The sequence below is a fragment of the Streptococcus downei MFe28 genome (assembly GCF_900459175.1).
Lineage (GTDB): Bacteria > Bacillota > Bacilli > Lactobacillales > Streptococcaceae > Streptococcus > Streptococcus downei.
This window is the reverse complement of sequence record NZ_UHFA01000002.1, coordinates 1,525,900-1,545,225: the sequence shown is the minus strand read 5'-3', so window position 1 is coordinate 1,545,225 and position 19,326 is coordinate 1,525,900. Positions and strand designations below refer to the sequence as shown.

Genomic DNA, 19,326 nt, shown 5'->3' with positions numbered 1-19,326 from the left:
TACTCAATAAAAATCAAAAATAGCCAAGGCAAGGAGCAATGACATCAAGTCACTAAAGTGACTGATGTCAAACGGCAATCGCTATGGAGATTGCCTAGCTCCCTTACTAACCTCACAAAGTTAGTGAAATCGACCAACTTTGCTCCGCATCGCATGGACTGCAGGTAGCTCAAAAGGTCTGGGAGACCTTTTGAGGTTGGAAATAGGGAAAGTTTTGCTTTCCTCAGCAGGTACGGCAAAGTGAGTTAACGATGGATAGTTTTGATTTTTGAAGAGTATTAATGCCGTCCTGTGAGATGGCAAAGAAGAAAGGAGCAGCATACAAAGCGTGTTCATGAATTTGAACACAGGCTAAAATCCTAGTAAAAAAGATAGATTTCCTAGTGTCTGCAGACACTGCGTCAATCTCCTATTTTTATACGGATTTTTAACGCCTTTTGTATCATAAATTTATGCCGAAACGTACTGATATTAAGAAAATTATGGTTATTGGGTCTGGTCCTATTATTATTGGCCAGGCTGCAGAGTTTGACTACGCTGGGACCCAGGCTTGTCTGGCCCTGCGTGAAGAAGGCTACGAAGTGGTCTTGGTCAATTCCAACCCTGCGACCATCATGACCGATAAAGAAATTGCGGACAAGGTCTATATTGAGCCTATCACCATTGAGTTTGTGACTCGGATTTTGCGTAAGGAAAGGCCAGATGCCCTCCTACCAACCCTCGGTGGTCAAACGGGGCTCAACATGGCCATGGAATTATCCAAGGCTGGTATTTTGGATGAGTTGGGGGTCGAATTGCTGGGGACCAAACTTTCAGCCATTGACCAGGCTGAAGACCGTGATCTTTTCAAACAACTGATGGAGGATTTGGAGCAACCGATTCCTGAATCTCAAATCGTTAATACCGTTCAAGAAGCCCTGAATTTTGCGGCTGAGATTGGTTATCCCGTTATCGTTCGCCCAGCCTTTACTTTGGGCGGTACCGGTGGCGGTATGTGTGCTAACAAAGAGGAGTTGCAAGAAATTGCTGAGAATGGCCTCAAGCTTTCGCCAGTTACCCAATGTTTGATTGAACGCTCCATCGCTGGTTTCAAGGAAATTGAATACGAGGTTATGCGCGATAGTGCTGACAATGCCCTGGTGGTCTGTAACATGGAAAACTTTGACCCTGTCGGCATTCACACAGGGGATTCCATTGTTTTTGCCCCAACGCAAACCTTGTCCGATATTGAAAATCAGATGCTACGGGATGCCAGCCTGAAAATTATTCGGGCCCTGAAAATCGAAGGGGGCTGTAATGTGCAGCTGGCCCTGGATCCTCACAGTTTTAAATACTATGTTATCGAAGTCAATCCTCGGGTTTCTCGTTCATCGGCTTTAGCCTCTAAGGCAACCGGTTATCCAATCGCCAAGTTGGCGGCTAAGATTGCAGTCGGCCTGACCCTGGACGAAATGATTAACCCAGTCACAGGCACAACCTATGCCATGTTTGAGCCTGCTCTGGACTATGTGGTTGCCAAGATTCCTCGTTTTCCTTTTGATAAATTTGAGCATGGGGAACGCCGTTTGGGAACCCAGATGAAGGCGACAGGGGAAGTTATGGCCATCGGTCGTAACATTGAAGAGAGTCTCCTAAAGGCCTGCCGCTCCTTAGAAATTGGTGTCCACCACAATGAAATGCCCGAACTAGCAGAAGCTAGCGACGACCAACTTTTTGAGAAGATTGTCAAGGCCCAGGATGACCGCCTCTTCTATATTTCTGAGGCTATCCGTCGTGGTTTCACTATTGACGAAATTGCTGACCTGACGAAGATTGACCTCTTCTTCCTAGATAAGCTACTTCATATCTTTGAAATTGAAGAAGCCCTCAAGGACAAGGTCAATGACCTAGAAGTCCTCAAGGAGGCTAAACGCTTTGGTTTTGGCGACCGCAAGATTGCCCAAGTTTGGGGCATGACGGCTGATCAGGTTCGGCAAATTCGTCTGGATAACAAAATCGTCCCTGTCTACAAGATGGTTGATACCTGTGCAGCTGAATTTGAGTCAGCGACCCCTTATTTCTATTCAACCTATGCCTTTGAAAATGAATCGATCAAGTCTGACAAGGAATCGGTTATCGTTCTCGGTTCGGGACCTATTCGCATTGGCCAAGGGGTAGAGTTTGACTATGCGACCGTGCACTCAGTCAAGGCGCTTCAAGCAGCGGGTTATGAAGCCATCATCATGAATTCCAACCCAGAGACCGTATCGACCGACTTCTCTGTCTCGGATAAACTCTATTTTGAACCTCTGACCTTTGAAGATGTCATGAATGTCATCGACCTGGAGCAACCTAAAGGAGTTATCGTCCAATTTGGTGGTCAAACCGCTATCAATCTAGCTGACCCTCTGTCAAAAGCTGGTGTTAAAATTCTGGGGACCCAAGTCGCCGACCTAGACCGAGCAGAAGACCGAGACCTCTTTGAGCAAGCCCTGCAGGACTTGGATATTCCTCAACCACCTGGCCACACAGCAACCAATGAAGAAGAAGCAGTAGCCTCAGCTAGACAAATTGGCTTCCCTGTCTTGGTTCGCCCTTCCTATGTCCTCGGTGGTCGGGCCATGGAAATCGTTGAAAATGAAGCTGACCTGCGTTCCTATATGCGGACAGCTGTTAAGGCCAGTCCTGACCACCCTGTCTTGGTTGACTCCTACTTGGTTGGTCGCGAATGTGAAGTCGATGCTATTTCCGATGGTAAGGATGTCCTAATTCCTGGAATTATGGAACATATCGAGCGGGCAGGGGTTCACTCCGGTGACTCTATGGCGGTCTACCCACCGCAAACCCTCTCGCAAGAGATTATTGATACCATTACGGATTACACCAAGCGACTGGCTATCGGTCTTAAGTGCTATGGTATGATGAATATCCAATTTGTCATCCACGATGACAAGGTTTATGTCATCGAAGTAAACCCTCGGGCTAGTCGGACCGTGCCTTTCTTATCCAAGGTGACGGACATTCCAATGGCTCAGGTAGCCACCAAACTCATTTTGGGACAAAGTCTGGCAGATTTGGGTTACCAAGATGGCCTTTATCCTGTAAGTGATCGCGTCCATGTCAAGGCGCCTGTCTTCTCCTTTACCAAATTAGCCAAGGTGGACAGCCTCCTAGGTCCTGAAATGAAATCGACAGGTGAAGTCATGGGCTCTGACAAGACCTTGGAAAAAGCTCTCTATAAGGCTTTTGAGGCAAGCTATCTCCACCTGCCAACCTTTGGTAATGTTATCTTTACCATTGCCGATGATACCAAGCAAGAAGCCTTAGAATTGGCCAAGCGCTTCGATGCTATCGGCTATGGTATCTATGCGACCGCAGGTACCGCTAACTACTTCAAGGAGCAAGGTCTAGACTCTGTCTTGGTCAATAAGCTGGGCGAAGATGATAGCAACGACATTCCAGCCTTAGTTCGCTCAGGCCTTGTCCAAGCTATTGTCAATACTGTTGGCACCAAACGAACGGCTGACGAAGACGGCCAAACCATTCGAAGCTCAGCCATCGAGGCAGGAATTCCCCTCTTTACAGCTCTAGATACGGCAGATGCCATGGTTAGAGTATTGGAAAGCAGAAGCTTCACGACTCAAGCGATTTAACAAGCACTGATTTTAAAAATCATTAGAGGACTGGGACTAAGAGTAACCAGCTAGATTAAAAAGAGCGGTTCACATTGAGTGGACCTCTCTTTTTGCTTAGGTTAGGATGAACTTTTTTAGTTTGAAATAGGCTGAGAATTTGCCTTCTAGTCTTGTCGATGACGAATGAAGGAAAATTAGAATTTCAAAATCTTCTAATAAAAGTCGCTTCAGGACATATTTTCGACCGTTCACGACTTTTTCGTGCACAAAATGAAATTTAGGGTATACTAAGGTCGTTGGATGCAATCGGTGTTGCCGTTTAAAGTTTTTTGATTGGTGATTGGTTTGACGGCCACCCTTACTCCTTCTTATTTAGGATACCTGGGGCTTTTGCTACTTTAGCCCTGGATCTAATTTTACTCCCAAATGGAAAAAGGGAGGGGCGCTTCAAAGAGAGGACCCTCCTTTTCTTTTGCTAGTGGATTTTAGAGATATAAAGGTTAGGAGGAAAAATTTTGAAAAAATGTTACAGATTTCTTGTGACTAGCTTTATTAGCCTTGCCTTGATTATTTACCTGGGTTTCCTTGGTTTCCTTTTGGCTCTTGCCTTATGGAAAATTGCATTTTTAGGTCTCATCAGTCTTATCTCGCACTATTCCATTTACCGATATACCTATCACCTAATTCCCGATAGAGACTTAAGTTTGCAAGAAACATTACAAGGATTTTATGAACATTTTAGAAAGAAATCAACCCTGTTTTCTTTTGGACTGATGTTGGGCTTGACGGCTTGTGGCTATTGGTGGCATGTGTCAATCAGCACGACCTATTTCTTTATCAGTGCCTCCAATGGTGGTCCGTGTAAGAGCAACTAGCCTTTTTAATAATTTAATCCCTCTAATCTTATTTAATAAAATTAACAAAAATAAGTAATTGATATGTTATTTTGCAGTGGTAAATTATTAACCATGACTAAGGGCGGATGCTAAGTGCTCAAGCAGGAGATTTGCTGGATGCCCCCCGTCTTACGATTTGAAAAGTTTGATAACCTCTAGAGCGATGGAGAAAAGTGATGAAAGCGAGTTATAAAGGAAAATTAATTGATGTTTGGCGCATTAGCCAGACAGCCCCCTATCCTAACTGGGTCATAGATGCCTTCAAGAAGCAGTGCCTAACCTGGCTAGATAAGCAGAACTTACAGGTTCTGATTCCAGCCTTAGACCCCAACTGGGCCAGTGATAGCCATTTCTATGGCTACGGCATGTATGCGACTGCTCAAGTTGGCGATGTCATTGACCATACCAATGGACGGATTATTACGGCTGAGCGCTTTGACAAGGCTTATCGTACTATTGGCGATTGGTAATGAGTCTTGGAGGAGTGGGGCTTTTGCGAGCCTAATCGGACAAGAGGCAGGCAATTTTTGAAATTTTAAAGTAGAAAAGGGGAAACTGAGTAGCAACTTGCTCAGTTTTTTTTTGCTTGTCTTGAACCGTTCAGGACGAATTTAGGACCTTTCACGACTTTGACCATCTTTGTGGCCTCTTTCTTGCTATAATTGACTAAAGCGACTTTTAAGTCAAGCTATGGTGTTCAAGTGAGTTTTTACTAGCCCTATGGAAGTTTTCTTGTGACTTTTGCAACAGATTTCTTTAAATCATGTGGCTGAAAAGAAAGGAGTAGTTCGTATGAAACTATCACAAATTTCCAATAAGACTTTGCAAGGATTGAGAATTCTCGTTTCGGTATTGACCTTGATTCCCTTGTATTTTGCCCTTAAATTTGAGGATTTTCCAGGTCTGCCTAAATGGTCGGTCTATGTCTTTTGGTTCCTGTTCTTCTTAGGCTTCATCTTTACCTATATTCTCAGAAGAGAAAGTGAGCGCAGGCCAAGAGTGGTGAAGGAAAAGAATCAATTTTGGGCTCAGGTCGCATTTACCCTTCTAACTTCCCTTCTTTTTCTAGCGACTGTTTACGGGGCCCTAGTAACGACTGATAGTTTGAGTCGCATCATCAGGTTCATTGGTGCAGGCATCTTTCTACTTATGACCATCCTCTTAGCTTGGGGTCTGGTCTACCTTAAGAAAAAAGACAGAGAAAGATAGTTTTAGCTATCAAGCTCAGTGCCTTCTAGCCTTGTCAAGACCTATTTGTCAGGGTTTGGCTAAAAATCGTAGGATTTCATCAGAATACCTCAAAATAGTATAGGTCAATAGCCTTTAATCATGTTATACTCTAATCAAATAGAAGGGAGCGCAGGATGATTAAGGTGATTGCAACCGATATGGATGGAACCTTTCTAAGGGATGATAAGACTTTTGATGAAGAGCGATTCAAGAGGATCCTGTCAGTCCTAGAGAAAGAAGTTATTAAGTTCGTTATCGCTAGTGGCAATCAGTATCGGCAGCTAAGACTTAATTTCCCTGCCTATGATGGTCAGTTTGCCTATGCGGCGGAAAATGGGGCTCACATCATCTCGCAAGGACAGACCCTCTTTGAACATTTTATCGACCGGCGGACGGTCCTGGCTTGTCTAGATTTTCTCCAGACAAACTACCCTCAGTCCCTGCATACCGTGGCAGGTAAGGAGTCAGCTTATATGTTGAAGGATTCTGATCCTGAGCTGGTTTCTTTGCTTAAACACTACCTGCCTAAGATTGAGCTCTTAGAAAATTTTGCTGAGCTTCCCTAGGATGATGCCTTCTTCAAGCTAACTAGCCTGGTTCCCGAGGAGGAGACCCAGACAATCATGGCGCGGATTTCACAAGAGTTTGCCAGCTATGGGCTGACGGGGACCTCTAGTGGCTTTGGCTGCATTGATATTATTCAAAAAGGCATCCACAAGGGCAAGGGCCTTAGTCAACTCCTTGATTATTGGGGTTGCAAGCCTGAGCACTTGATGACCTTTGGTGACGGGGGGAATGATATTGAAATGCTGGAGCTATCAGGTCATCCCTATGTTATGGCTAATGCTCCAGAGTCCCTGAAGTCTTTGGGGAAGGAGGCTCCCTCTAATAATGAGGACGGCGTCTTTGTGATAATCGAAAACTACCTCAACTCTTAAAAATTTGACTGGCCTTATCTTGATCTTGCTTCTCACCAGGGCAGGGTCTAGAGAGGATGAGCTCTAGTCTTCATGGAGACATATGAAGCAGGTCTACTTGGCTTCAAAGGGCCAGCGAGTTTTGGCATCATACCTACCACAATTAACTCTAAAAAAGAAGGAGAACATTATGAAAATCGAGCACCTAGCCATTTATGTTAACGATCTCGAAGGAGCTAAGGAATTTTTTCAAAGCTATTTTCAAGCTTCGGCCAACCAACTCTACCATAACCAAAAGACAGGTTTTAAATCCTATTTCTTGAGTTTTGAAGATGGTGCCAGACTGGAAATTATGACCAAACCTGATACCGTGGATCTGGAAAAGGAGACTAATCGGACAGGCCTGGCTCATTTTGCCATGAGTTTGGGAAGCAAGGAAGCAGTTGATGCTCTGACCAAGCGTCTGGATGCTGACGGTTATAAGTGCATCAATGGTCCAAGGATCACCGGTGATGGCTATTATGAATCTGTCGTTCTGGGCTTTGAAAATAATACCATCGAATTGACGGTCTAACTGCTAACTGGCTTTCATTATTATCTTACTATTAGTTTAATCTTTGGCTGGTGCATGTGCATCAGCTTTTTTTGTCTTATCGTCGGATAGTACAAGTTCCTAGGAGGATTCTACAAGAAAAGGCTTTCTGAAAATTTTATAATATTAGTATGACTAGTGTATAATAGAAAGGAGTAGGGCTGGGCCCTAAAGTAATTATGACAAAAGCATTTCCGAAAGATTTTTTATGGGGTGGGGCAACAGCTGCCAATCAATTTGAAGGAGGTTGGAATTTGGATGGGCGTGGTCCAGCAACCTCTGATACAGCTAGGGCAGTTGCACCAGAAGAGCGCAAGACCATGGGTGGGGAATTTACCACGCCCATGAACCAAGAATGCTTGGATTTCGCCCTCAATGATAAGGAGGACATTGCCTTCTACGCAGAAATGGGCTTCAAGACCTTCCGTCTCTCTATTGCCTGGTCGCGGATTTTCCCTAAGGGTGACGAGGAGCTGCCTAACGAGGCTGGTTTGGCCTTTTACGATAAGGTTTTTGACGAGCTCAAAAAATATGGTATTGAGCCTCTTGTAACCCTCTCCCACTATGAATTTCCCATCGGCCTGGTAAAGAAGTACGGGGGCTGGAAAAATCGCAAGGTCATTGATTGTTTCGTCCATTACGCTGAGACTGTCTTCAAACGCTATCAGAACAAAGTTAAATACTGGCTAACCTTCAATGAAATCAACATCATCGGCATGACCGGCTACCTTTCAGGTGGTCTCCTCTTTGAAGATGGCAAACTCCACCTGCAAGACATGTATCAGGCGGCCCACCATCAATTCTTAGCATCGGCTCTGGCTACCAAGCTAGCTCATGAAATCAATTCTGACTTCAAGGTCGGCTGTATGCTAGCTCGGATGCAGGCCTACCCAGCTACCTGCAATCCTGAGGATGTCATGGAAGAAATTAAGAAAGACCACGAAAATCTTTTCTTCTCAGATGTTCAAGTGAGGGGAAATACCCAAGCTATGCTAAACGCTTCTTCAGGGAAAATCATATTCAACTGGAAATAGCAGATGGAGACCTAGAGATACTGGAAAAGTATCCAGTCGATTTCATGTCCTTCTCTTACTACATGAGCTCCATTGCTCGCAAGCAAAAGTCCGACCAAGAAACAGGTGGCAATCTCATCTTATCAGAGCCCAATCCTTATCTGGAAGCTTCTGACTGGGGCTGGCAGATTGACCCAGTCGGTCTACGCATCACCCTCAACAATCTCTATGACCGCTATCAGGTTCCACTCATGGTGGTTGAAAATGGTCTGGGAGCTCTAGACAAGGTTGAAGCAGACGGTTCCGTTCATGATGACTATCGGATTAGCTACCTCAAGTCTCATGTCCAACAGATGTACGAAGCCATAGAGGACGGGGTTAATTTGATCGGCTATACCTGGTGGGGCTGTACGGATTTGGTTTCTGCCTCAACCTCAGAAATGTCTAAGCGCTATGGCTTTGTCTATGTAGACGCTGACGACCAAGGAAATGGTTCTTTTGATCGATCACGCAAGGATTCCTTCTATTTTTATAAGGAACTCATTGCTAGTCAAGGGGCCAATGTGCTCAATGATTGAGGGGGAAGGAATGAAGAAGTTTTACCTTTTGAGGCACTGCCAAACCCTCTTTAATCGTCAGGGCCGAATCCAAGGCTGTAGTGATTCTCCTTTGACGCAAAAAGGAATCCAACAGGCCAAGGAATCTAGAGATTGGTTTAAGATTAAGGGCGTGGACCGCCAGGCTATCTACGCCTCAACCCAGGAAAGGGCAAGCGATACGGCACGTCTAGTTGCTGAACATAATGTGATTAAGCCAATCAAGGGGATCAAGGAGATGAATTTTGGGATTTTTGAGGCCCAACCCGAAAAAATCCTGCCCAAGTTTCGTCTAGGTGCTCGTTCTTTTGAGGATTTGCTGGTACCTTACGGGGGCGAAGATATTCTTGAGGTCGGTAAGCGGGTCCATCGGGCTATTCTGACGGTAGCGGAGGAAGATCCTGCCCAAGACATCATCATGGTTAACCACGGAGCCGCCCTCTGGGGTCTGATTCAGTATTTGGATATCGCCTTCCCAGAAGGCCTGGGCTTTGGTAACTGCAATATCTGTCATTACGACTATGAAAACGGTAGTCTCATACTAAAAAGGGTCATTGACCCCCTCAAGTAGAAAGAAGTGATACTATGAAGACGCTCTATCTCATGCGTCACGGTCAAACCCGTTTTAATGTCCAAAAACGGATTCAAGGGGCGTCGGATTCACCCTTGACCGAGCTGGGCATTGAGCAAGCTAGAAAAGCTAGACAATTTTTTGCAGACCAAAAGATTAGCTTTGATGCGGTCTATGCCTCAACTCAGGAAAGGGCCGGTGATACCGCCCAAATTGTCAGTGGCAGAAGTGACATCATTCGGCTCAAAGGACTCAAGGAGATGGATTTTGGCTCCTATGAGGCCCAACCTGAATACCTCAATCCGCCTCTACACAAGGATGGAACCGGCTACCGGGATGCCTTCGTCTTCTTCGGTGGTGAGGATACCATGGCAGTTCGTCGGCGGATGGTTGAAACGGTGACCAATCTGATGGAAGGCTTGGAAGAAGGGAGCCAGGTTCTGGCGGTCAGCCATGGGGCAGCTATTGCCCAATTTTTCCGAGGAGCCTTAGAAGAGGCCCCCGATGTGCGTGGGATGAGCAACTGCGCCATCCTCAAATTTACCTATGACCAGGGCCAATTTGACATGCACTATATTTATAATCCAACCCAAAATGAATATATTTATCGAAAATAGTTGAATAGCATCTTGGGGGGACTCTAAGTGAGCCTAAAATTTCTTAGAATGCTTAGAGCTTTTAAAAGACTAGAATTTGGCGACAAGATTTTCAGGCATTCTCATAAATCCCTAGGATAGTATCAAAACTTCTAAGGATAAATGAGGTTTGTGGTCTTCTAGTAGCCTATAATAAAGACAAGAAATAAAGAAGAACGAGGAGTATTGACATGACAAAATTACCAGCATTTCCAGATGGTTTTCTCTGGGGCGGGGCGACCGCTGCCAACCAATGTGAAGGGGCCTACAATGTTGATGGACGTGGCCTAGCTAATGTTGACGTGGTGCCAGTCGGTCCTGACCGTTTTCCAATCATCGCCGGCCAACGCAAGATGTTTGATTTTGAGGACGGTTATTTCTATCCAGCCAAGGAATCCATTGATTTTTACCACCACTACAAGGAGGACATTGCCCTCTTTGCGGAAATGGGCTTCAAGACCTACCGTATGTCCATTGCCTGGTCGCGGATTTTTCCTAAGGGTGATGAAGCAGAACCCAATGAAAAGGGTCTGACCTTTTACGAGGATGTTTTCAAGGAATGTCATAAGTACGGCATCGAACCTCTGGTAACCATCACCCACTTTGATTGTCCTATGTACTTGATTGAGCACTACGGTGGTTGGCGCAATCGCAAGCTGATTGATTTTTATGGCAATCTCTGTCAGGTTATCTTCAATCGCTACAAGGGTCTAGTCAAATACTGGTTGACCTTCAATGAAATCAATATGATTCTCCACGCCCCATTTATGGGAGCGGGTATCTGCTTTGAAGAAGGCGAAAACCAAGAAGAAGTCAAGTATCAGGCCGTTCATCACGAGTTGGTAGCCTCAGCCTTGGCAACCAAGATTGCCCACCAAGTTGACCCTGAAAATAAGGTCGGTTGTATGTTGGCGGCAGGTCAATACTATCCTAATACGCCTAATCCAGCTGATTACTGGCAGGCTATGCAGGATGACCGAGAAGCTTATTCGCTTATTGATGTTCAAGCCCGTGGTTACTATCCAAACTATGTACTTAAGAAATTCCAAAGGGATAAGCTGGACATTAAGATGACTGAGGAAGATTTGGAACTCTTGAAAGATCACACGGTCGATTTCATTTCCTTCTCTTATTATTCTAGCCGAGTGGCTTCAGCTGACCCAAGTTTGACCGACACGACCTCTGGCAATATCTTTGCCTCTCTTAAGAATCCTTATCTCAAGGCTTCCGAATGGGGTTGGCAAATTGACCCATTGGGTCTGCGCATTACCCTCAATACTATCTGGGATCGTTATCAAAAACCTCTTTTTATTGTGGAAAATGGTCTGGGGGCAGTTGACGAGCCTGACCAAGATGGCTATGTTGCCGATGATTATCGGATTGACTATCTGCGCGAACACATCAAGACCATGAATGCGGCTATCAATGAAGATGGTGTTGAGCTTTGGGGTTACACCACCTGGGGCTGTATCGACCTCGTTTCAGCTGGAACAGGTGAGATGAAGAAGCGCTACGGCTTCATCTATGTCGACCGCGACAACCAAGGAAATGGCACCCTCAAGCGCTCCAAGAAAAAATCTTTTGACTGGTATAAGCAGGTCATCGCTTCTAATGGGACGGATGTTGACTAGGAGCAGTCAGTAGGACAAGTAAGAGCCAAACTCTGAGCCTTTTTATACTTAGTAGGGAAAATAGCTATCTTATCTTGGCATAAAATTTAAAGAGCCAGCAATCATCTAACTGCCTGCAGATATCTTTAAAAATCTTAGTCAAAGTATTCGCCAAAAAGGACTTTGTGAATCTTGTTGCAAGGTCCTTTTTGTGCTATGCTGTAGCTATCAATATAGCCATAAAGGAGAGGCCGACATGTCTAGTGGAAAAATAGGAGTCTTATTGCTGAATTTGGGGACACCGGATGCACCTACCCCAAAAGCTATCCGAGCTTTCTTGCGTCCCTTCTTATCTGATCATCGGGTTATTGATTTGAATCCTTGGGTCTGGTTGACAGCCCTTAATGCCTTTATCTTGCCCAGACGGCCTCATAAAATTCGCCACCTCTACGAAAATATTTGGACCAAGGACGGCTCGCCCCTGCGGGTCATTTCCCAAAAGCAGGAGGAAGCTCTTCAAGCTTATCTGGATAAGGATGGGCTCGATACCCTAGTCAAGGTGGCCATGGTTTATGGCAAGCCTAATATGTCTCAGGCCCTAGACCAGATGATGGCGGCTCATATCAGCAAACTTATTATTTTACCCCTCTTTCCCCAGTATAGTTCGACGACAACGGCAACTGGCCTTGATGCTTTCGCCCGCTATATCTATCACAAGAAGGGTCTACCTCCTTTCCAACTCATTCATAATTATCATGATGATCTGGCCTATATTCAGGCCTTGGCCGATAGCATCATCCTTCAAGAGGGGGAGAAACTGGTCTTTTCCTTCCATGGTATTCCAGCCCGTTATGCTAAAGAAGGCGATTATTATCCTGAACAATGTCAAAGGACAGCTAGCTTGGTTGCGCAAAAGCTGGGCCTAGCAAAAGAGGACTGGTATCTGGCCTATCAGTCTCGCTTTGGTCGGGAGGTCTGGCTAAAGCCTTACACCGATGAATTGGTGAGCTCTTTACCTAAGGAGGGAGTTAAGAAGCTAGCCGTCATCTGTCCTGGCTTTGCGGCAGACTGCCTGGAAACCCTTGAAGAAATAGAAATCACCAATAAGAAGAATTTCTTAGAAAATGGCGGCCAAAGTTACCGCTATATCCCAGCGCTCAATGACAGGCCAGACCACATAGCCCTATTAGCCGACTTGGTCAAAGAAAGATTATAAGTGGAGAAGGATGGAGGTGGCCAAAGGGCAAAGGAATCTGTTGATATAACAGTGAAGTATGCCCCCTCAAAAAAGGATTGACATAGCATAAGAAAAGTCATATTTTTCTTTTCCCAAAGGGTGCTGTGCTATAATTTTCTTATGAAAACATTAGAAGAGATTTATAATCAGCATGCTGAAATGCCCTACATTTGGCCTAAGTATGAGGAAGAGTTAAGACGAAAACCTATTCCTAAGCGCAATATGGAGAGAACTAAAGAAGGACTTCTACCGGGGCACATTATCCTCCTCTGGCGGATTAATTTTGGCACCTATACGACCCAAAGTCCCCTGCACAAGTATTTCTATACGACTTATGGCATCAATGCTCAGAAGGAACTGGATTGGTTGATTGAGCAGGGCTATATCCGTCTCATGACAGACCAAGAATCCCTGATTTATTTGCGGGCTGGTCAAGTAAAAGATTTTCTCAAGGCTAAGGATGTCAAGGGGCTGCCCAAGATGAAGCGACCAGATTTGGACCAAAAGATGGCAGAGGTCTATAGCGAAGAAAATTTAGCGCCCCTCTTTGATCTGCGGGGTTATGTCCTGACCGAGAAGGGACAGGAGACCTTGGCAGCTCATCCCGAAATTGTTGAGCGTCATCCACAAAAGAAGTTCTAAGCTTAAGCTCAGAAGGCCCTGTCGCTTAGATTTGACTAGTCCTATCGACTTTAATTAATTTGCCGAGAATGCCCCTGTGGCATTTTTTACTGGGTATTTTTGCTCTTGGCTGACTTTCGGCCCTGTAGTTTTTTCTAGAATGACCGTTTGTTGACTGTCTGTGACTGGGAAATATTAAACCAGACAGGTCATAAAAACACGTCAGACTGGTTTAAAGCCCTTTGAAGCTAGGGCGAAGTATGCTATAATAAGCTAGTTAAAAGATTCAAATTAGGAGAAGAAATAATGGAATTAACACGTGATCAAGTATTCGTCAATCAATATCACTACGATGCCCGCAACCTAGAGTGGGAGAAGCAAAACGGTGAACCCAAGACCAATGTCGAAGTCACCTTCCAACTGGTCAGCAAGGATGAGGCTAAAAATGAAACGCATTTAGTCGCTGTCCTTCAGTTTCAAATTGTTCGTGAAGAATTTGTTATCGCAGGGGTTATCTCACAAATGGTCCATGTCCACAACCGCCTGGTCAATGAGCCTAAAGAATTTTCTCAAGAAGAAGTTCAAAGCTTAGCTGGACCACTCTTAGAGACTCTGCAAAGGATGACCTACGAAGTTTCAGAAATTGCCCTTGATCGTCCAGGTATCACTCTGGAATTCTAAGATGAAATTAGCTGTTATCACAGATTCTTCGGTCTATTTGCCCCAGTCTTATCATGGCCATCCCGACCTCTATGTGCTGGATATTCCCATTATGATTAGTGGGGAAACCTATGTGGAAGGTAAGAATCTGACCATTGAGGAGTTTTATCCTAAGATGGCTCAGGCTAGTACCTTACCCAAGACTAGTCAGCCCAGCATTGCTGATTTGGACGATACCCTAACCAATCTAGAAAAGGGTGGCTATACCCACGTCTTGGGAATTTTTCTCTCTAGTGGCATTTCAGGCTTTTGGCAAAATATCCAATATCTGATTGAAGAACACAGCCAGCTAACCCTGGCTTTTCCTGATAGTAAGATCACCTCTAGTCCTATGGGCTATATGGTGACAAGAGTTTTGGATAGTGCTCAGGCGGGTCAAAGTTTTGACCAGATACTGTCCCAGGTTGAGGCCATGATTGCAGGTACCGAAGCCTATATCATGGTGGACGACCTCAATCATCTGGTCAAGGGGGGTCGTCTCTCCAATAGCGCTGCCCTCTTGGGTAATCTCCTCAACATCAAGCCTATCATGTATTTCAATGATGGCGTGATTGAAGTTTTTGAGAAGGTGCGCACAGAAAAGAAGGCCCTCAAACGTCTGATTGGGATTTTAGATCAGAGAGCTAGTCAAGGCTCCTACAAGACCTGGATTATTGAAGCCAACGCCCAAACAAAGGCGGAGCGTTTCCGGCAGGAGCTCTTGGCTAGTGGATTTGAGGGGGATTTGGACATCGTTCCTTTCTGTGGTGTCATTTCGACCCACCTAGGTGAAGGCGCTATTGCCGTCGGTTTCACACCAAAGCTGGATGGCAAGTAGGCAAAGCGCCATTCGTGATTGTTGTTAGGGACTTGATTAGCATAGTCAATTTAGGAGGAAACACAAATGAGTATTAAAGTAATTGTTGCAGGATTTAAGGGTCGGATGGGCTCAACAGCTGTCGATATGGTCAAGGGAGATGCGGAATTAGAATTGGCAGGTCTCCTAGACCCCTTTGCTACTGAAAAAGACCTTGACGGTGTGCCAGTCTTCAACAAGAAGGAAGACCTCCTTGGACTTGATGCCCAGGTCTGGGTTGACTTTACCATGCCCAAGGTGGCCTATGAAAATACTCGTTTTGCTCTAGAGAATGGCTTTGCGCCTGTTGTCGGAACAACTGGTTTTACGCCCGAACAAATCACAGAATTGACCGAGCTTTCCCGCCAGAAAAAAATTGGTGGTCTGATTGCTCCAAACTTTGCTATCGGAGCTATCCTCCTTATGGAATTTGCGGCCAAGGCTGCTAAGTATTTCCCAGATTTGGAAATCATTGAACTCCATCACGATAAGAAGAAGGATGCGCCAAGCGGAACAGCTATTAAGACAGCTGAGTTGATTCAAAAAGTGCGTGCTACCAAAAAACAAGGGGCTCCTGATGAAGAGGAAACACTTGCCGGTGCTCGTGGTGCTGACTTTGATGGTTTTCGTATCCACTCTGTTCGTCTGCCAGGTCTGGTTGCCCACCAAGAGGTCATTTTCGGGGCTGAAGGCCAGGGCTTGACCCTTCGTCATGATTCCTATGACCGTGTCTCCTTTATGAGTGGGGTTAATCTAGGGATTAAAGAAGTCGTCAAGCGAGAGGAACTCGTTTATGGGTTGGAAGAATTGCTATGAGATTGAAAGAGTTGCCTTCTGAGTTTCAGGAGGCTTTGCCAGTCTTAGAGAAGATAAAGGCCGCTGGTTTTGAGGCCTATTTTGTTGGTGGCTCGGTCAGGGATGCCCTCCTAAATCGTCCCATCCATGATGTGGATATCGCGACCAGCTCCTATCCTCAAGAGACCAAGGCTATTTTTGAGCGAACGGTGGATATCGGCATTGAACATGGCACCGTTCTCGTCTTGGAAAATGGTAGGGAATACGAAGTGACCACCTTTCGGACCGAGGATGTCTATGTTGATTTCCGTAGACCCAAGAGTGTTTCCTTTGTTCGCTCCCTGGAAGAAGACCTCAAACGTCGGGATTTCACGGTCAATGCCTTTGCTCTAGCTAAGGATGCCCAGGTGATCGATCTTTTTGATGGCCTAAAAGATTTGGAGGCTCAGGTTCTTCGGGCGGTCGGAAAGGCCCAGGAACGCTTTAGTGAAGATGCCTTGCGAATTATGCGGGGCCTGCGTTTTGCGGCTAGTCTGGATTTTGCCATTGAAGACCAGACTTTTGTTGCCATGAAGACCTATGCCCCGCTCTTGGAAAAGATTTCCGTTGAGCGCTCTTTTATTGAATTTGACAAGCTTCTCACAGCGCCTCATTGGAAAAAAGGACTAGAGGCTCTGATTGAGATTCAAGCCTACGACTATCTTCCTGATTTATCTAAGACAGAAGTGGGACTAAGGAGTCTCTTGACTGACTTTAAGGATGATTTTCTCTTTAAAACAAGTGAGCAGGCCTGGGCAGCCCTCTGTCTATCCCTCAATATTAAGGATTGCAGGTCCTTCCTCAAGAAGTGGAAGACCTCCAGTCACTTCCAAAAGACAGTCAGTGACCTAGTTGCCATCTATAGGCTACGCATGAATCAAGGCCACGACAAGCAGAGTATATACCGCTATGGTAAAGAACTAGCTCATCTGGCAGAAAATCTGCGGCAGGGCCAAGGCAAGGCCGTTGACTTTGACAGGATTGACCACTTGGATGCTAGTCTCTTGATTCATCATAAAAAGGACATTGTCGTAAATGGTGGCATCCTCATCAGCCAGTTGGGTCTAAAACCAGGACCAGCCTTAGGAGAGATATTAGACCAGATTGAAACCGCCATCGTTGAGGGCGACTTGGCCAATGAGAAAGAAGCAATTCTGGCCTTTGTCAGAGATAAGGTCATGTAAGTCCAGAAGTAAGCAACATAAATATGATTATGTAAACTATAAGAATTTATTCTCTAAAACTGACAAAATAGTTTGATACCAATTGATGCTAGCCGATTTGTTTTTAGGAAACCCTCGGTTTATTTTAAAGATTGTTAACTATCCGGAATTTCTAGTCCCAAGGAGGAAATATGAGTGATTTTATTGTTGAAGGATTGACCAAGTCGGTTGGCGATAAGACCGTTTTTAAAAATATTTCCTTCATTATCCATGAGTTGGATCGCATCGGTCTGATTGGAGTGAATGGGACAGGTAAGACGACCCTCTTGGACGTCTTGGCAGATAAGATTGGTTTTGATGGGGATGTCTCCCCTTTTTTAAAGGCCAGAGATTATAAAATTGCCTATCTGACCCAAGAGCCAGATTTTGATGATAGCAAGACGGTTCTTGATACTGTTCTTTCTTCTGATTTGAAGGAAATGGCCCTGATTCGTCAGTACGAGGAGCTTATGCTCCATTATGATGAGAACAATCAGGCCAAGTTAGAGCAGGTTATGGATCAGATGAACAGTCTGGATGCCTGGACCATTGAGAGCGAAGTCAAGACAGTTCTAAGTAAGCTTGGGATTTCTGATTTGACCCAGAAAGTTAGCCAGCTCTCAGGTGGACTTAGACGTCGGGTGCAATTGGCTCAAGTCTTGTTGGGGGATGCTGACCTCTTGCTTCTGGATGAGCCCACCAATCATCTGGACATTGAGACCATCGCCTGGCTGACCAATTTTCTCAAGAACTCCAAGAAGACCGTTTTCTTTATCACCCATGACCGCTATTTCTTGGATAATGTGGCCACTCGGATTTTTGAATTGGACCAAGCCCAACTGACCGAGTATCAGGGGAATTATCAAGATTATGTCCGCCTCAAGGCAGAAAAAGATGAGCGAGAAGCAGCCAGCCTCCACAAAAAGCGCCAACTCTATAAGCAGGAATTGGCCTGGATGCGAACTCAACCCCAGGCTCGGGCGACCAAGCAACAGGCTAGGATCAATCGTTTCAAGGAGCTCAGGGGTCAAGTCCAAACTGGCCAATACGACCAACGATTTGGAAATCAATTTCCAGACCAGCCGAATTGGCAAGAAGGTCCTGAATTTTAAGGATGTTTCCTTTACCTATCCTGGCAAGCCTATTTTGCAAGATTTTAACCTCTTGGTGCAAAATAAGGACCGCATCGGCGTTGTTGGTGATAATGGGGTTGGAAAATCGACCCTACTTAATCTCATCAATGGTGATTTGCAACCAGACTCAGGCCAATTAGAAATTGGTGAGACCGTCAGAATTGGCTACTTTTCCCAGCAAATCAAGGACATGGATGAGAGCAAACGGGTCATCAATTACCTACAGGAGGTAGCGGATGAGGTCAAGACGACCGTAGGGACGACCAGTATTACAGAGCTACTGGAACAGTTTCTTTTCCCCCGTTCTAGTCATGGAACTCAAATTGCCAAGCTCTCGGGCGGTGAGAAGAAGCGACTCTACCTGCTCAAGATTCTGATTGAAAAGCCTAATGTTCTCCTTTTGGACGAGCCGACCAACGACCTGGATATTGTGACCCTGACTGTCCTAGAGAATTTCCTCCAAGGCTTCGGTGGTGCTGTTATCACCGTCAGTCACGACCGTTATTTCCTCGACAAGGTGGCCAATAAAATTTTGGCCTTTGAAAATGGTGGTGTTCGGGAATTTTTCGGCAATTATACCGACTATTTGGATGAACAAGAATTCTTGAAAAATCAAGCCAGTCAAGTTAGTCAGAAATCTGAAAAGACAGATCAGGAAGTTTCCCAAGAAGAGCTAGCCAGCTCCTCAAAGAAACGCATGTCCTGGCAGGAAAAGCAGGAGTGGGCTACGATTGAAGATGATATTGCCAATTTAGAGGAAAAGATTGCCTCAGTTGAAGTTGATATGCAAAATTACGGAAGTGACTTCACCAAGCTGGCTGAGCTGCAAAAAGAACTGGACCAACTCAATCAGGACCTGCTGGAAAAGTATGAGCGGTTCGAGTGTTTGAGTGAGTTGGAGAACTAATACTCTTCGAAAATCAAAATTTTCCGTCGTTACCTCACCTTGCCGTACTTACTGAGGAAAGCAAGGCTTTCTGCATCTCCAACCTCAAAAGGTCTCCCAGACCTTTTGAGCTGTCTTCAGTTTGTGAGGTTAGTAAGGAAGCTAGGCAATCGCTATAGAGATT

14 protein-coding genes and 3 pseudogenes are annotated in these 19,326 nt (G+C 45.2%); all 17 read left to right on the top strand.

Annotation, left to right across the window (positions count from 1 at the left end; all coding sequences use genetic code 11):
- Positions 1-452: 452 nt before the first annotated feature.
- The 17 genes and pseudogenes from carB (at position 453) to DYE66_RS07340 (ending at position 19,163) form a co-directional block, all read left to right on the top strand.
- A complete protein-coding gene (gene carB, locus DYE66_RS07420) occupies positions 453-3,632 on the top strand; it encodes a carbamoyl-phosphate synthase large subunit (RefSeq protein ID WP_115325077.1) in 3,180 nt (1,059 codons plus the stop codon).
- 497 nt (positions 3,633-4,129) lie between these two features.
- Positions 4,130-4,489 carry a hypothetical protein gene (locus DYE66_RS07415; RefSeq protein WP_115325076.1) on the top strand — a complete coding sequence of 120 codons (360 nt, stop codon included), beginning with the start codon at positions 4,130-4,132 and terminating at the stop codon, positions 4,487-4,489.
- A 197-nt stretch (positions 4,490-4,686) separates the two neighbouring features.
- Complete coding sequence (locus DYE66_RS07410) at positions 4,687-4,980, top strand: hypothetical protein (RefSeq protein ID WP_115325075.1); 294 nt, start codon at positions 4,687-4,689, stop codon at positions 4,978-4,980.
- A gap of 322 nt (positions 4,981-5,302) precedes the next feature.
- Positions 5,303-5,719, top strand: a complete 417-nt coding sequence (locus DYE66_RS07405; protein WP_115325074.1) for a hypothetical protein — start codon at positions 5,303-5,305, stop codon at positions 5,717-5,719.
- A gap of 155 nt (positions 5,720-5,874) precedes the next feature.
- Positions 5,875-6,678, top strand: a pseudogene (locus DYE66_RS07400) (Cof-type HAD-IIB family hydrolase).
- Between the two features lie 169 nt (positions 6,679-6,847).
- Entirely contained in the window at positions 6,848-7,231 is a 384-nt protein-coding gene (locus tag DYE66_RS07395; RefSeq protein WP_115325196.1) for a VOC family protein, read from the top strand.
- A gap of 197 nt (positions 7,232-7,428) precedes the next feature.
- Positions 7,429-8,840 (top strand): annotated as a pseudogene (locus tag DYE66_RS07390) (glycoside hydrolase family 1 protein).
- A 10-nt stretch (positions 8,841-8,850) separates the two neighbouring features.
- Positions 8,851-9,429 carry a histidine phosphatase family protein gene (locus tag DYE66_RS07385; RefSeq protein WP_115325195.1) on the top strand — a complete coding sequence of 193 codons (579 nt, stop codon included), beginning with the start codon at positions 8,851-8,853 and terminating at the stop codon, positions 9,427-9,429.
- Positions 9,430-9,443: 14 nt separating this feature from the next.
- Positions 9,444-10,046, top strand: coding sequence for a histidine phosphatase family protein (locus DYE66_RS07380; RefSeq protein WP_115325073.1), 603 nt, complete (start codon positions 9,444-9,446; stop codon positions 10,044-10,046).
- Positions 10,047-10,255: 209 nt separating this feature from the next.
- The gene (locus tag DYE66_RS07375; RefSeq protein ID WP_115325072.1) at positions 10,256-11,695 is read left to right on the top strand and encodes a 6-phospho-beta-glucosidase; all 1,440 of its coding nucleotides are present in this window, start codon (positions 10,256-10,258) and stop codon (positions 11,693-11,695) included.
- Between the two features lie 235 nt (positions 11,696-11,930).
- Complete coding sequence (gene hemH / locus DYE66_RS07370) at positions 11,931-12,890, top strand: ferrochelatase (RefSeq protein ID WP_115325071.1); 960 nt, start codon at positions 11,931-11,933, stop codon at positions 12,888-12,890.
- A 141-nt stretch (positions 12,891-13,031) separates the two neighbouring features.
- A complete protein-coding gene (locus DYE66_RS07365) occupies positions 13,032-13,553 on the top strand; it encodes a hypothetical protein (RefSeq protein WP_167410114.1) in 522 nt (173 codons plus the stop codon).
- A 285-nt stretch (positions 13,554-13,838) separates the two neighbouring features.
- Positions 13,839-14,213 (top strand): DUF1149 family protein, encoded by a 375-nt coding sequence (locus DYE66_RS07360; protein ID WP_002997701.1) that lies wholly within the window; start codon positions 13,839-13,841, stop codon positions 14,211-14,213.
- A gap of 1 nt (position 14,214) precedes the next feature.
- Positions 14,215-15,069, top strand: coding sequence for a DegV family protein (locus DYE66_RS07355; RefSeq protein WP_115325069.1), 855 nt, complete (start codon positions 14,215-14,217; stop codon positions 15,067-15,069).
- A 66-nt stretch (positions 15,070-15,135) separates the two neighbouring features.
- On the top strand, positions 15,136-15,903 hold the full coding sequence (gene dapB, locus DYE66_RS07350) for a 4-hydroxy-tetrahydrodipicolinate reductase (RefSeq protein WP_002998056.1): 768 nt from the start codon (positions 15,136-15,138) through the stop codon (positions 15,901-15,903).
- Positions 15,900-17,105, top strand: a complete 1,206-nt coding sequence (locus DYE66_RS07345) for a CCA tRNA nucleotidyltransferase (protein WP_019787643.1) — start codon at positions 15,900-15,902, stop codon at positions 17,103-17,105. The genes dapB and DYE66_RS07345 overlap by 4 nt, the downstream gene beginning before the upstream one ends.
- A gap of 170 nt (positions 17,106-17,275) precedes the next feature.
- A pseudogene (locus tag DYE66_RS07340) lies at positions 17,276-19,163 on the top strand (ABC-F family ATP-binding cassette domain-containing protein).
- Positions 19,164-19,326 lie beyond the last annotated feature (163 nt).

Coding starts and splice junctions, on each gene's coding strand:
- carB (WP_115325077.1), top strand. CDS start 453: ATGCCGAAACGTACTGATATTAAGAAAATTATGGTTATTGGGTCTGGT.
- DYE66_RS07410 (WP_115325075.1), top strand. CDS start 4,687: ATGAAAGCGAGTTATAAAGGAAAATTAATTGATGTTTGGCGCATTAGC.
- DYE66_RS07405 (WP_115325074.1), top strand. CDS start 5,303: ATGAAACTATCACAAATTTCCAATAAGACTTTGCAAGGATTGAGAATT.
- DYE66_RS07395 (WP_115325196.1), top strand. CDS start 6,848: ATGAAAATCGAGCACCTAGCCATTTATGTTAACGATCTCGAAGGAGCT.
- DYE66_RS07385 (WP_115325195.1), top strand. CDS start 8,851: ATGAAGAAGTTTTACCTTTTGAGGCACTGCCAAACCCTCTTTAATCGT.
- DYE66_RS07380 (WP_115325073.1), top strand. CDS start 9,444: ATGAAGACGCTCTATCTCATGCGTCACGGTCAAACCCGTTTTAATGTC.
- DYE66_RS07375 (WP_115325072.1), top strand. CDS start 10,256: ATGACAAAATTACCAGCATTTCCAGATGGTTTTCTCTGGGGCGGGGCG.
- hemH (WP_115325071.1), top strand. CDS start 11,931: ATGTCTAGTGGAAAAATAGGAGTCTTATTGCTGAATTTGGGGACACCG.
- DYE66_RS07365 (WP_167410114.1), top strand. CDS start 13,032: ATGAAAACATTAGAAGAGATTTATAATCAGCATGCTGAAATGCCCTAC.
- DYE66_RS07360 (WP_002997701.1), top strand. CDS start 13,839: ATGGAATTAACACGTGATCAAGTATTCGTCAATCAATATCACTACGAT.
- DYE66_RS07355 (WP_115325069.1), top strand. CDS start 14,215: ATGAAATTAGCTGTTATCACAGATTCTTCGGTCTATTTGCCCCAGTCT.
- dapB (WP_002998056.1), top strand. CDS start 15,136: ATGAGTATTAAAGTAATTGTTGCAGGATTTAAGGGTCGGATGGGCTCA.
- DYE66_RS07345 (WP_019787643.1), top strand. CDS start 15,900: ATGAGATTGAAAGAGTTGCCTTCTGAGTTTCAGGAGGCTTTGCCAGTC.